The following is a 12,155-nucleotide window of genomic DNA, read 5'->3' as shown; positions in this document are numbered from 1 at the left end:
AAACTCCTCTGCTTCGCACCACTGTCAGTGCTGGCACATATGTTCTATTCATGGATCAGCGGGAGCGGCACTGCAGCGGCGCGGAGGGCGCCCCAGAGGCCTCTGCGCCCAGCGCCGCGCTCACGGCAGACGGCCCGATGCGCTACCTGCCGGTGATCGGGACCGGCCCCCTCCCCGCGGCCGGCACAGCATCGTCCGGGCCACTGGTGCCTGACCCAGCACCAGGAGTGCCCGGATCCGAGACCGCGTCAGCCGTTGCACTGCTGGCCGCTGAGGCCGCGGCCACCACGTCGGGGCATGCCGTGCCGGAGTTTCTCGCCGGCGCGGCTGCAATGACCCAGATGTTGGCCGGGCAGTTCCCGATGGCCGTGCTGCCCGAGCAGGCGATCGGGGAGACCGTGGGGCTGGCACAGGCGATGGTCCAGGCAGCCCAGTCGTTGCTGGTCATGGCCACCAGCGAGGCGCTGACCCGGGGCCTGCCTGCCGCCACCGGCCACTCGGTCCCTGACTGGGTCGGCACGTGGGCCCCGCAGATCGATCGGTCCGAGGCTCTCTCCACCGCGCGCCTGGCCACGGCCCACAGCGAGCCGTCCCTCGAGGCACTCTCCCACAAGGTCACCGACGGCACGGCTCGTGTCGGTTTGGCCAACCAGGTGGTGCGCTTCGCCCAGGAGATGACCCCCATCGCCGATGAGCAGTCCCTGGCCGCGATGGTCACGTTGCTGACCGACAACATCGAGAGCCTCACCAGCGCCCAGATGACCCTGGCCATCCGCGAGGCCAAGCTCGCCCTCAAGAAGCCTGATGACGACGACAGCGACGAGGAAAAGCTGACCAACCGGCGGCTGTTGCGACGCGTCGGGACCGTCGCTGGGCTGGCCGAGTGGCAGTTGCTGCTTGATGAGGAGGCCGAGGGCATCCTGCAGGCCGCGCTGGATCCGTTGACCAAGCCCCGGCCCAGCGCCGACGAGTTCGGCCACCAGCAGCACGACCCCCGCACCGCCTCCCAACGCCGTGCCGACGCCCTGGTCGAGATCCTCGGCCGGTCCGCCGCAACCGACGACTCCGACCTGCCCACCAGTGGCGCTGCCAAGATTCAGGTCACCACCAATCTGGAGGCACTCAAGGGCCTGGTCCCCGGTGGCGGCATCGACGAGCACGGCCATCACCTGTCTCCCGGTGCCATTCGCCGCCTGGCCTGCGATGCCGACCTCTACCCCGTGGTCCTCGGCGGACCCTCGGAGCCGCTGGACGTCGGCCGGCTGAAGCGACTCTTCACGCCGGGACAGCGCAAAGCTGTCTACCTACGAGACCGGCACTGCAGTTTTCCAGGTTGCACCGTCCCACCCGCCTGGTGCCAGATTCACCACGTCCTGCACTGGGTCTTCGGAGGTCGCACCGACCTGCTCAACGCCGCTGCACTCTGCCAACGGCACCACACCATCGTGCACAAGTACGGCTTCACCGCCACTGTCACCGACACCGGTGTCACCTGGCACCTGCCCAGCACCTTCAGCAGCAACGGCCCACTCACGTCAGCCGGCTTCTCCTGACCACCGAGCACCGCACCCCACCAGATCCGGTGGGGTGCATCGTCATGCCACGACCCATGCATGAGGCGTTCATCGGGCCCACCGCCGGGCACGAGGCATTCATCAGGCCCACCGCCGGGGACGAGGCATTCATCAGGCCCACCGCCAGGCACGAGAGCACCGTGGGCCCCCGCCCTGCAGCGGGCACATGCTCAGGCCGGGCGACGCCCCGTGCGACGCTCGAAGGACTCCGCCAGCTGCGCGAGCTCCTCCCCCACCAACACCCGCGCGGCGATCACCTGCTCGACCAGTTCCAGGTCTCCGGTCAGCGCCCTGAACATCTGCGGCACGGTCAGCCCATGACCCGGCACGTCCATCACCGTGAGAGCGCGCCCGGCCCAGATCTCCCCCGGTTGCTCGACAGCACAGTAGGCGCCGGTCAGCCCACGGGCGGTGAACCGTTTGATCCACTGGCGCTCGCCGAGATGGCCGGCAAAGGTGCGACACGGAATCCGCGGTCCGGCGACCCGCAACACCGCCTCGGGCTCATCGGGATCACCCACCGCGAGGCGCGTCCCCACGGCCAGCCCGTCGACATCGAGGTCGACGGTGGTGACGTTCTCCCCGAAGATGCCCGAGCGCAGCGGCCGCCCCGTCTCGATCTCCCACCAGTCCAATTCCTCGCGGGCAAACAGATAGACCGCCTTGTTGTCCCCACCGTGGAACCGTTGGTCACCGATGTGGTCACCGACCACGCCGCTGCCGAGCCCACCCACCTTCGGCCCGGGCGCACGGACGGTCAGCGAGCTGACGGCATACTTGTCGATCCCTGTTGTCCCTCTCGGTGCGCTCGTGTGGTCGGTCGCCACCGCCTTGCCGATGTTGACGGACAGGACACGTGGTGCGCTCATGGGGGCAACGGTACGCGGCGAGGAATCAGGACGGGACGATGCCGTAGGCGTGCGTCGCGATGACCGAGAGCACCAGTCGCTGCTCGGCCACCATCGCCGCGCGGTACTCCTCCCAGTCGGGGTGTTCCCCCGCCAGGGTGCGGTAAAGGTCGACCAACGCATCACCGGCAGCGTCGTGCGGGTCGCTGGTGACCTCCCCGAGGCTGGCGTCACCATCGACGACGAGATACTCCCAGCGGCCACCGACGACCATCAGGGTGGCGCGCGGGTCACGGCGCAGGTTCTTGAACTTCGCCCGGGTGCCCGTGATCGAGATGCGGAAGGTCTGCGTCCCGGCGTCGAAGTGATAGCCCACCTGGGACAACTGCGGACGTCCGTCGCGTTTGAGGGTCGCCAGACTCGCCAGGTTGTGGTCTGTGAGGAACTGCAGGTGCGTGTCGGTGAGGGCCATGCCTCCAACGTACTGCCCGGTTGCGCGACGTCAGCGAAGCAGACGTGAGGTCCTGGGTGCGCACGCCAGCCCGCCACAGAAAGCGCATGGCTCCAGCGGCCGGCCTGAGATAACGTCCTCACCGTGACTGAGACCACGAACCGTCCCCAGACCGAGATCGACCGCATCGCCGAGGCGCACCTGCAGGACACGATCGCCCTGAGCCCGATGAGCGCCACCTACATGGGCGTGCCCGGACGCACCGACGAGATTGACGACCTGTCCATCGACGGGCTGGGGGCCCACCGTGATCTCAACGCTCGCACCCTGGACCTGCTGGCGGCGTCCACCCCGAGCGACGACGTCGACAAGGTGACCGTCGCAGCCATGCGTGAGCGCCTGTCGCTGGAGATCGAGGGCATCGACCGCATGGTGGCCGGGCAGGACCCGATGGAGCTCAACGTCATCGCCTGTCCCGTCCAGTCCGTGCGCGACATCTTCGACATCATGCCCAAGGAGAGCGCAGAGGACTGGGGCACCATCACCCGCCGCCTCCGGGCGGTCGGACCTGCTCTCCAGCAGTATGCCGGGGCACTCGCCTACTCCGCCGGTCACGGCGCGGTCTCCCCCCGCCGGCAGGTGGAGAAGGTGGCTGAGCAGTGCGCCGACCAGGCCGGTGATGCCTCCACCTACGGGGCCCTGCTCGCCGAGGCAGAGGCCGCCCCGGTGGATGTGCGCGAAGAGCTGGCGGCCGCGGTCGCCGAGGCCAAGGCGGCCTTCGGCACCCTGGAGAACTACCTGACCGAGGAGATCCTGCCCCAGGCCCCCGAGTCCGACGCGGCCGGTGTGGAGCGCTACCGGCTCGCGTCCCGCAGCTTCCTGGGGGCTGAGATCGACCTGGCCGAGACCTACGCCTGGGGTCTGGAGGAGGTGGCCCGGATCGACGCGATGATGCTGGAGACCGCGCAGGCCATCAAGGAGGGCTCCACGGTCAAGGAGGCGATCGCGGTCCTCGACGCCGACCCGACCTACATCCTCCAGGGCACCGACGCGCTGCGCGAGTGGATGCAGGAGAAGGCCGACGCGGTCGTGGCGGACCTGGCCGATCGCCACTTCGACATCCCCGAGCCGGTCCGCGCCATCGAGTGCATGATCGCCCCGAGCCAGACCGGCGGCGTCTACTACACCGGCCCGAGCGAGGACTTCTCCCGCCCCGGACGCATGTGGTGGTCGGTGCCCAAGGGGGTCACCGAGTTCACCACCTGGCGTGAGCTGACGACGGTCTACCACGAGGGCGTCCCGGGTCACCACCTGCAGATCGGGCAGACCGTCTATCGCGGTGAGCTCCTCAACCGGTGGCGCCGGATGGCTTCCTGGACCTCCGGGCACGGTGAGGGGTGGGCGCTGTATGCCGAGTGGCTGATGGCCGACCTGGGCTACATGGACGACCCGGGCAACCGGATGGGCTTGCTCGACGGTCAGGCCCTGCGGGCCACTCGCGTAGTGATTGACATCGGCGTGCACTGCGGTTTCGAGGCCCCCGAGGAGGTCGGCGGCGGCGAGTGGACCTATGACAAGGCGTGGGAGTTCCTCAACAACCACACCAACATGGACGAGGGGTCGGCCCGCTTCGAGCTGGACCGCTATCTCGGGTGGCCGGGTCAGGCACCCTCCTACAAGATCGGCGAGCGGCTGTGGCTGCAGCTGCGCGACCAGGTCCGAGAGAGCGAGGGCGAGACCTTCGACCTCAAGGCCTTCCATCGCCGTGCGCTCGACATCGGTGGCGTCGGCCTCGACACGCTGCGCCAGGCGGTGCTCGGCGAGCTCTGAGTGATGAGCCCCGACCCGACGGCCCTGACGACCGGCGCCTTCCGTGCCGCCACCGGCCTGTCCGTCAAGGCACTGCGCCTCTACGACTCCACGGGGCTACTGCCTCCAGCGGAGGTGGACCGGCACACCGGCTACCGCTACTACGCACCGTCTCAGGTGGAACGGGCACAGCGCATCGCACTGCTGCGCCAGGCCGGGATGCCGCTGGCCCGGATTGCCGCGGTGCTGGACACCAGCGCGGACGAGGCTGTCGTGCTACTGGAGCGGTGGTGGGCAGAGCAGGTGGCGGACGCGAGGCGCCGGGAGGGTGTCGTGGCCTATCTGCGGGATGAGTTGGTCGAGCGACCTGCTCCCGGGCACTCAGTGCGCTCCCGCCACGTTCCGGAGCGCACCGTGGCAACGCTGACCGCCCACGTCACCCAGCCGGACCTAGTGGAGACGATCATCGCCCTGCGGTCCAGACTGCGCGCTCACCTGTCCGAGGGTGGGGCGAGGCACACCGATGAGCATTGGGTGATCTATCACGGCGCAGTGACCCCGGACAGCGATGGTCCTGTCGAGGTCTGCGTCCCCTACTCCGGATCCGCGGCACCGGGCGCCGACGTGGTCCTGCGGGTGGAGCCGGCGCACGAGGTGGCCGGAGTTGAGTTGACCGCCGATCAGTGCGCCTATCCACAGATCCTCCACGCCTATGCGGCCGTGGATCGCTGGGTGGCAGGACACGGGCAGCCGGTCGGCGCGCCGCGGGAGATCTACCCGGTGCCGTGGGACGAGAGCCCCGATGCCGGGACCGTGGCCGAGGTGATGCGCCCCTACCGGGTTGACTCGGCCCCTGGGGCGGCCCTCAGCGTGCAGGGATGAACACTCATCAGAAGGCAGCATTCCGCGCCGACCAGCACACGGCCTACAGCGATCCCGGCCCGTGGGGCCATCTCCTCGCGGCGATCGACCCCGACGTGGAGAGCGTGTCGGCGGCCGCGCGCAACGTCATCGTCCACTATCGCGAGGCCATGGCGGACCTGCCGACGCACACGCGTGAGGACATCCACGGCCGGTGGCTCGTGCGCATCCTTGCTCGGGATCAGGCGCGCCACGGAGTCGGGCTGGCTGAGCACCGGGAGCTGACGCAACGCGTGCAGGGCTGCTGCCGTGACCACACGCTGCTGGCCTGCGCGGTGCTGCGCCACCAGGGAGTCGCGGCCCGCGGCCGCGTCGGCTTCGCCCGCTATCTCAACCCGGACTTCTGCCATGACCACGTGGTGGTCGAGGCCCGGCTCCCCGACGCCGGTGGTCGCTGGGTACGTTTCGACCCCGAGCTCACTGGCCCACACGGGAGCCTGGAGACCCCCACGGACATGCCGGTCGGGCCGGAGTCCCCGTTCCCCACGGCCGCAGAGGTGTGGCGCGGGTGGCGCGCTGGCGACCTCGACGCCCAGGTGTTCGGGGTCAGTCCGGACAGTCCGGTGCGTGGGCCGTGGTTCATCCAGAACTACGTCCTGCGGGACGTGGCCCACCGGCACCGCGACGAGTTGCTGCTGTGGGACTTCTGGGGGGAGATGGCCACCCCCGACGGTCCGCTTCCCGCGGAGCTGGTGGCTCTGACCGATCGGGTCGCCGCGCTGACGGTGGGCGCCGACGCGGGTGACCCGGCGGCCGAGGCCGAGCTGACCGCGCTCTACACCTCGCGGCTGCGGCCCGGTCCCATGGTGCTGCGTCTCGACCCGTTCGCGCCCCAGGCGCCGCCCGTCAGGGAGGCGCTGGACCCGACCCCAGACTGAGCCGGTGAGTCCTCCCCAACGGCCCTGCCCGGGACGCCACGACATTTGCCACACGTCGTCGGAGCGGCCCCGCACGGAGGCGAGGGGCTGCTGTGCCAGGCTGTCGCATGACTTCCGGCACTGCCCCACGCGGCAGAGTCATGGTCTGCTGGACCTGTCTACGTAGCCGGCAGAAAGGACGGTCATGCCCTACTGGGTCGGCGCCCTCGGCGCCGTGCTGTTCGTGATCGTCTTCCTCCTCGACGGGATGACGCGACCGGGCTACTCCCCCAGCCGGCACACGGTGAGTGCGCTGGCGCTCGGTCCGCGGGGTTGGCTCCAGCGCGCCAACTTCGTGGTGTGCGGGGCAGCTATCACCGGCAGCGCAATCACCCTGCTCACCTCCGGCGACCACCGCATGCTGGGTCTGGTCCTGACGATGTTCGGGCTGGGGCTGGTCGTCTCCGTGGTCCCGATGGACCCGATGCGGGGCTATCCGCCGGGCACCCCCGAGCGCGATCCCGCGGAGTTCTCCACCGCACACGCCGTGCACGACGGCGCCGGGATGGTCGTCTTCTTCGCCCTGCCGGTCATCGCTGCGGTCTCCGCCTTCGCCCTGCCGGGGATCGCCTGGACGGTCGGCGGACTGCTCGTCGCCCTCGTCCTCCTGGTCGGCCTGAGTGCTTTCGACCGGACCTGGCGAGAGGACTCCCCGACCACCGGGACCGCCCAGCGATCAGCCCTCGTGCCAGGGCTGCTGTGGGTGGCGCTCGTCTTCCTGGCCTTCGCCTGACGGCTCCCAGGGAGTATGCCGAGGGGCCGGGGCAGCGCTCCACGAACCACTGGATCAGCAGGGGCACGATGACGGCCGCGGACGCGCCGATGGCCGCGACGATCCGGGCCCCCTTGGCCTCCGCCCCCAGCTTCGGGTTCTCCCAGCCCGCACGCTCGAGCACTGCAGCGAGCGGTAGGTCCAGTTCGTTGGTGTTGTAGGTGTAGTCGACCTTGGTCGAGAGCCCGCCCCAGTCGGTGCCCAGCTCGATGCGCCTCTCATAGCGCCAGGTCCAAGGTGACCTGGATGACCCGGTCGTTGTGCTCGACCACATAGGGGGTGGCCAGCGGATCGTGCGCCTGCAGCTCCTGCGCCAGGGCGGCGGCCACGGCCGTGATCGGCCACGGGGGTGGGCTCCCCGTCACCGACCGGCCGCGGTTGCGCCGGGACCAGGTCCTGGTCCACCGCACGGCCAGTCTGCCTGCGAGCACGCGGCGCGAAGGCCAAGGGGGTGATGCCAATGGCCAGATTGCACGGATGCGCCTCAACGGGTCGGCCCCGGCGTCGTCTCCAGCCGCTACCGTGACACCGTGCCGATCCGACTCGTCCTCGCCTCCGCCTCCCCCGCCCGTCTGAGCACCCTGCGCTCAGCCGGTGTCGAGCCCACGGTGATCGTCTCCTCCGTCGATGAGGACACTGTCCTGACAGCGGCTCAGACGGCAGCAGCCGAGCCGCTCGACGCGGCCGACATCGCCCTGCTGCTGGCCCGCGCCAAGTGCGAGGACGTGGCTGCGACCGCCCCTGACGCCGACCTGGTGCTCGGCTGCGACTCGGTCCTCGAGCTCGACGGCGAGGTGCACGGCAAGCCCGCCGACCCGGCCGAGGCAGTCAGTCGCTGGCAGCGGATGCGGGGGCGCTCCGGCATACTCCACAGCGGGCACTGGGTCATCGACCGACGCGACCCTGACGAGGGAGGCACCGGCGGCACGGTCGGCGCCTCGACCTCGACACTGGTGCACTTCGCCGATCTCAGTGACGAGGAGATCGAGGCCTATGTCGCCACCGGCGAGCCGCTGCGGGTGGCCGGGGCGTTCACCGTCGACGGGCTCGGTGGCCCCTACGTGCGAGGCATCGAGGGTGACTACCACGCGGTCGTGGGAGTCAGCCTGCCCGTCCTGCGTGAGCTGCTCCTGGACCTCCAGATCCCCTGGCACACACTGCGATCGGCCGTATGACGCCTGCTCCCGAAACACCCGACCCGCCACCAAGCGGGGCGCACCCGCGGACGCTGCTCGCGTCCGCGGTGGATCAGCTGGGCGAGCGGGAGGTCGTGGCCTGGTGCTGTCGGCTGATCCTCGGGCAGGAGCGGGCCGAGGACCCGGACCTGGCCTGGCTGGGCGGCACCGAGGACTGGCTGCCCTACTGGCGGAGGGTCTGGGGCGCCCGCGGACTGCTCTATCCTGGCACGAGGATGCGCTCGAAGCCACCGCTGCCGCGCTGACGGACGAGCACTGGCGGGTGCGGGAGATGGGCCTCAAGGTCGTGCGCGCCCAGGACCTCACCGAGCTCACCGGGGAGGCTGCTGGTCTGCGTGACGACGACAACGCCCGGGTCCGCGTCGCCGCCGAGCGCGCGCTGCGCACGATCCGCGAGCGCTGACGACCTCCGCAGCAGATTGTTCGCAGGATTCTCCCAGGCCGCTCTCGGCCTTCTCTCGGACAGCAGGTGCAGCGTGGAGAGAGTCCTGAAGCAGTGGAATCTCTGGTGCACCGCCAGGCGCACCACAAAGGCAGGCGAACATCATGAGGAGTCGACGTAGCACCACCACCGTTCTCACCGCGACCGCACTGGTCGCCCTGCTGGCCGGCTGCTCCGGCAACGACCAACCCGAAGTGGTCGCACCGGCGAGCACCAGCACGAGTCCCCCGGACAGTTCTCAGGCCACGACCCCGCCGGACAACGCGTCGGCCACCACGAGTCCGATGGACACCTCACACACGACCTCAGATGCCGGTGCCACCTCCGCCCCCGAAGACTCTGGGTCCTCGACCTCCGATGCCTCCGACACCACCCTGCCGACCGTGCCCGCGGACTACGCCGATGCCTTGGTGCAGGCCTGGGGCTCAGGGGACCGGGCCAGGATGGAGGCTCTGGGCACCGCGGAGGTCCTCCATATCCTGGGCGATCAGGGCGGCCCCCACTGGGACCAGACCAGCGTCGAGGGGGCCACCGGCTCCACGATCGTGACCTATACCAACACCGACAGTGGTGACACCCTCGAGCTGCGGGTCGAGAACGAGGCGGCCAGCCAGGGTGCCGAGCAGTCCGTCGTGGAGGCGCGCTACACGGCCGCCGCCGACGCCGAGGACGCTGTGCCGACCGTCCCGACGGACTATGCCGACTCCCTGGTGGTCGCGTGGGGCACGGACGACCAAGCCACGATGGAACGCCTGGCCACCCCCGAGGTGATCGACACCCTGGGCACGAAGGGCAGTCCGCACTGGGAGCGGATCAGTGCCGAGGGTGCCGCGGGCTCGACGATCGTCACCTATCGCGAGACGGAGAGCGGCGAGGTCCTCTCGCTGCGGGTCGAGAACGAGCTGGCCAGCCAGGGCGGCGAGCACGCCGTCGTCGAGGCACGCTTCGAGAGCAGCTGAGCAGGCCGTATGCCGGACCCGGCCCCTGCCAGACGGCTGCCCCGAGGCGCTGCTCCCGGAAGATCGCTCCTCCCGAGGCGGCTACCCCGGTCCCCCGTCACCAGGTGCCGGTGCCTGCGCGCCGCTACTTTGGCCTCATGGACGGTGATCTGCCTGACGACGACCACCTCACCCCGCCCGGAGTCGATGAGACGACGGTCGAGGCGCTGGGAAAACTCAGCGAGGCCCTCGAGAAGGTCGAGATCGCCCGTGGCGATCTCTATCGCTTCCATCAGATGACCGGCGCCGCCGACTTCGCTCTCGGCGACGCAGTGGAACTGCTCCGACAGGCAGGACACCGTGAGCTCGCCGACCGGATCGAGACCGAGCTGGTTGGACGCAACGTGCTCCCGGGGCGGTGGACCTTCCAGATCGTCGAGGACTACGACGACACCTACTGGTCGGCCTTTCGCCGCCTCGAGCAGGAGGCCAGGGACGCACTGGTCGGCGGCACGCGGCACCTGCACGAGGCCCGCCTCAAGGAGCAGCGGCGCACCCAGGGACGCCGCGGGCACGAGGCGACGCCCCAGCAGACGCCCCAGCAGACGCCCCAGCAGACGCCCCGACGGGAGACGGATCCCACCTGACTCCCGTGACCCGCACGACCCGCTGACGGATCAGACCGGCGGGACCGCGCGGTGACGTGAGGAGAAGTGCCGGTCCCGACGGGCGGCATACCTCAGGCGGTGCAGCAGCTCGTCGCGCAGGGCGTCGGCCTCGATGACGCCGTCGATGACCAGGTCGGCGGCGAGCCGTTCGAGGTCGACGTCCTCCTCATACTCCGCCCGGCGGGCTGCCACGAACGCGGCCTGCTCCTCGGGGTCGGTGATCTCGGCGATCTTGTTGGCATAGACCGCATTCACCGCCGCCTCCGGCCCCATGACGGCGATCTTGGCCGTCGGCAGCGCCAGGGTCGCATCGGGCATGAAACCCGGGCCACCCATCGCATAGAGCCCGGCACCGTAGGCCTTGCGCACGACGACACAGAACTGCGGGACGGTCGCCTCCGAGACGGCCGAGACCATCTTGGCGCCGTGCCGGATGATGCCGCCGCGCTCGACCTCCGAGCCGATCATGAAGCCCGGGACGTCGGCCAGATAGATCAACGGGATCCCGAAGGCGTCGCAGAGCCAGATAAAGCGGGTCGCCTTGTCGGCCGAGTCGGTGAACAGCACTCCGCCCTTGACCGCAGAGTTGTTGGCCACGATCCCGACGGTCTCCCCCGCCATCCGGCCGAAGCCGACCACCAGCTCGGCGGCGAACAGCGGCTTGATCTCGAAGAAGCTGTCGTCATCGACCAGCCCGTCGATCACCTCGCGGATGTCAAAGGGCAGCGACTCCGCCTCTGGCACCGTGTGCCGGGTGAGCGGAGCGGACGGCTCCTCGCCGGCATACCTGGGGGTGGGGGTGCGCCAGTTGTCCGGCACATAGGAGAAGTAGAGCTTGGCCAGCTCGATCGCCTCGGTGTCGTCGGAGACGAGCAGGTCACCGACGCCCGAGACGGTGCAGTGCATCCGCGCCCCACCCATCTCCTCCAGGGAGACCTTCTCGCCGACGACCATCTCGGCCATGCGGGGGCTGCCCAGATACATCGAGGCGTTGCCCTCGACCATGATGATCAGGTCGGTGAAGCTCGGGATGTAGGCCCCACCGGCGGCCGACGGACCAAACAGGCAGCAGATCTGCGGCACCTTGCCGGACAGGGCGACCTGGTTGTGGAAGATCCGCCCGGCCCCGCGGCGACCCGGGAAGAGCTCGACCTGGTCGGTGATCCGTGCACCGGCCGAGTCGACGAACCAGAAGATCGGCAGCTCCTCGCGCAGCGCCATCTCGGTGGCGCGGATGATCTTCTCGACCGTCCGCGCGCCCCAGGAGCCGGCCTTGACGGTCGGGTCGTTCGCGACGACGATCGCCGGCCGACCGTCGACCTCACCGCGCCCGGTGACCACCCCGTCGGCGGGCAGACCGGCGGCCATCGAGTTGGCATACCTCCCGTCCTCCACGAAGGTGCCCTCGTCAAAGAGCAGCGCGATCCGGTCACGGACATAGAGCTTGTTCTGGGAGTCGAGCTTGGCCCGCGCCTTCTCGCTCGGGGCGTCGGAGGCGCGGTATGCCGTGGCGAACCGGCCACGGATGTCACCCACCCTGGCGTCGGCCCCCTCGGAGGGGTCGGCGAACGGGGCGTGGCCGGGAACGGACTGCGGTGTCATGCCGCTCATCGTGTCAG

The 12,155-nt window shown here is 69.8% G+C and carries 14 protein-coding genes; 10 read left to right on the top strand and 4 right to left on the bottom strand.

Features of this window, described 5'->3' with window-relative positions:
- Nucleotides 1-50 precede the first annotated feature (50 nt).
- Complete coding sequence (locus FNH13_RS06470; RefSeq protein ID WP_143782711.1) at nucleotides 51-1,553, top strand: HNH endonuclease signature motif containing protein; 1,503 nt, start codon at nucleotides 51-53, stop codon at nucleotides 1,551-1,553.
- A 191-nt stretch (nucleotides 1,554-1,744) separates the two neighbouring features.
- On the opposite strand, the gene FNH13_RS06465 is transcribed toward FNH13_RS06470, so the two are convergent.
- Entirely contained in the window at nucleotides 1,745-2,443 is a 699-nt protein-coding gene (locus FNH13_RS06465) for an MOSC domain-containing protein (protein ID WP_143782710.1), read from the bottom strand.
- A gap of 25 nt (nucleotides 2,444-2,468) precedes the next feature.
- A complete protein-coding gene (locus tag FNH13_RS06460; RefSeq protein WP_143782709.1) occupies nucleotides 2,469-2,894 on the bottom strand; it encodes a PPOX class F420-dependent oxidoreductase in 426 nt (141 codons plus the stop codon).
- 123 nt (nucleotides 2,895-3,017) lie between these two features.
- On the opposite strand from FNH13_RS06460, the gene FNH13_RS06455 reads away from it, so the two are divergent.
- The 4 genes from FNH13_RS06455 (at nucleotide 3,018) to FNH13_RS06440 (ending at nucleotide 7,253) form a co-directional block, all read left to right on the top strand.
- A complete protein-coding gene (locus tag FNH13_RS06455) occupies nucleotides 3,018-4,703 on the top strand; it encodes a DUF885 domain-containing protein (protein WP_228266622.1) in 1,686 nt (561 codons plus the stop codon).
- Nucleotides 4,704-4,706: 3 nt separating this feature from the next.
- Nucleotides 4,707-5,564 (top strand): MerR family transcriptional regulator, encoded by an 858-nt coding sequence (locus FNH13_RS06450; protein WP_143782708.1) that lies wholly within the window; start codon nucleotides 4,707-4,709, stop codon nucleotides 5,562-5,564.
- Nucleotides 5,561-6,481 (top strand): transglutaminase-like domain-containing protein, encoded by a 921-nt coding sequence (locus tag FNH13_RS06445; protein ID WP_143782707.1) that lies wholly within the window; start codon nucleotides 5,561-5,563, stop codon nucleotides 6,479-6,481. The genes FNH13_RS06450 and FNH13_RS06445 overlap by 4 nt, the downstream gene beginning before the upstream one ends.
- Nucleotides 6,482-6,665: 184 nt before the next feature.
- Nucleotides 6,666-7,253: a DUF998 domain-containing protein gene (locus FNH13_RS06440; protein WP_143782706.1), complete on the top strand. Its 588-nt coding sequence runs from the start codon at nucleotides 6,666-6,668 to the stop codon at nucleotides 7,251-7,253.
- Nucleotides 7,254-7,510: 257 nt separating this feature from the next.
- Here FNH13_RS06440 and FNH13_RS06435 read toward each other — a convergent pair whose 3' ends face one another.
- Nucleotides 7,511-7,702, bottom strand: coding sequence for a hypothetical protein (locus FNH13_RS06435; protein ID WP_143782705.1), 192 nt, complete (start codon nucleotides 7,700-7,702; stop codon nucleotides 7,511-7,513).
- Between the two features lie 120 nt (nucleotides 7,703-7,822).
- Between FNH13_RS06435 and FNH13_RS06430 the strand changes: the two genes are divergently transcribed.
- The 5 genes from FNH13_RS06430 (at nucleotide 7,823) to FNH13_RS06415 (ending at nucleotide 10,515) form a co-directional block, all read left to right on the top strand.
- Nucleotides 7,823-8,467, top strand: a complete 645-nt coding sequence (locus FNH13_RS06430; RefSeq protein WP_143782704.1) for a Maf family protein — start codon at nucleotides 7,823-7,825, stop codon at nucleotides 8,465-8,467.
- Nucleotides 8,464-8,733: a hypothetical protein gene (locus tag FNH13_RS06425; RefSeq protein ID WP_143782703.1), complete on the top strand. Its 270-nt coding sequence runs from the start codon at nucleotides 8,464-8,466 to the stop codon at nucleotides 8,731-8,733. The genes FNH13_RS06430 and FNH13_RS06425 overlap by 4 nt, the downstream gene beginning before the upstream one ends.
- Nucleotides 8,734-8,759: 26 nt before the next feature.
- Nucleotides 8,760-8,891 carry a hypothetical protein gene (locus FNH13_RS19740; RefSeq protein WP_267873010.1) on the top strand — a complete coding sequence of 44 codons (132 nt, stop codon included), beginning with the start codon at nucleotides 8,760-8,762 and terminating at the stop codon, nucleotides 8,889-8,891.
- Nucleotides 8,892-9,034: 143 nt separating this feature from the next.
- Nucleotides 9,035-9,889, top strand: a complete 855-nt coding sequence (locus FNH13_RS06420; RefSeq protein ID WP_143782702.1) for a hypothetical protein — start codon at nucleotides 9,035-9,037, stop codon at nucleotides 9,887-9,889.
- Nucleotides 9,890-10,026: 137 nt separating this feature from the next.
- The gene (locus tag FNH13_RS06415) at nucleotides 10,027-10,515 is read left to right on the top strand and encodes a hypothetical protein (RefSeq protein ID WP_143782701.1); all 489 of its coding nucleotides are present in this window, start codon (nucleotides 10,027-10,029) and stop codon (nucleotides 10,513-10,515) included.
- A gap of 30 nt (nucleotides 10,516-10,545) precedes the next feature.
- On the opposite strand, the gene FNH13_RS06410 is transcribed toward FNH13_RS06415, so the two are convergent.
- A complete protein-coding gene (locus FNH13_RS06410) occupies nucleotides 10,546-12,138 on the bottom strand; it encodes an acyl-CoA carboxylase subunit beta (protein ID WP_143782700.1) in 1,593 nt (530 codons plus the stop codon).
- Between the last annotated feature and the right edge of the window lie 17 nt (nucleotides 12,139-12,155).

It is taken from the genome of Ornithinimicrobium ciconiae, assembly GCF_007197575.1.
GTDB classification, from domain to species: Bacteria; Actinomycetota; Actinomycetes; order Actinomycetales; family Dermatophilaceae; genus Ornithinicoccus; species Ornithinicoccus ciconiae.
The sequence above is the reverse complement of the archived record's forward strand: the minus strand, read 5'-3'. Positions and strand labels throughout refer to the sequence as shown.

Bases quoted from the DNA above. Each gene is read 5' to 3' on its own strand.
- FNH13_RS06470 (WP_143782711.1), top strand. From the start codon at position 51: ATGGATCAGCGGGAGCGGCACTGCAGCGGCGCGGAGGGCGCCCCAGAG.
- FNH13_RS06465 (WP_143782710.1), bottom strand. From the start codon at position 2,443: ATGAGCGCACCACGTGTCCTGTCCGTCAACATCGGCAAGGCGGTGGCG.
- FNH13_RS06460 (WP_143782709.1), bottom strand. From the start codon at position 2,894: ATGGCCCTCACCGACACGCACCTGCAGTTCCTCACAGACCACAACCTG.
- FNH13_RS06450 (WP_143782708.1), top strand. From the start codon at position 4,707: ATGAGCCCCGACCCGACGGCCCTGACGACCGGCGCCTTCCGTGCCGCC.
- FNH13_RS06445 (WP_143782707.1), top strand. From the start codon at position 5,561: ATGAACACTCATCAGAAGGCAGCATTCCGCGCCGACCAGCACACGGCC.
- FNH13_RS06440 (WP_143782706.1), top strand. From the start codon at position 6,666: ATGCCCTACTGGGTCGGCGCCCTCGGCGCCGTGCTGTTCGTGATCGTC.
- FNH13_RS06425 (WP_143782703.1), top strand. From the start codon at position 8,464: ATGACGCCTGCTCCCGAAACACCCGACCCGCCACCAAGCGGGGCGCAC.
- FNH13_RS19740 (WP_267873010.1), top strand. From the start codon at position 8,760: ATGGGCCTCAAGGTCGTGCGCGCCCAGGACCTCACCGAGCTCACCGGG.
- FNH13_RS06420 (WP_143782702.1), top strand. From the start codon at position 9,035: ATGAGGAGTCGACGTAGCACCACCACCGTTCTCACCGCGACCGCACTG.
- FNH13_RS06415 (WP_143782701.1), top strand. From the start codon at position 10,027: ATGGACGGTGATCTGCCTGACGACGACCACCTCACCCCGCCCGGAGTC.
- FNH13_RS06410 (WP_143782700.1), bottom strand. From the start codon at position 12,138: ATGACACCGCAGTCCGTTCCCGGCCACGCCCCGTTCGCCGACCCCTCC.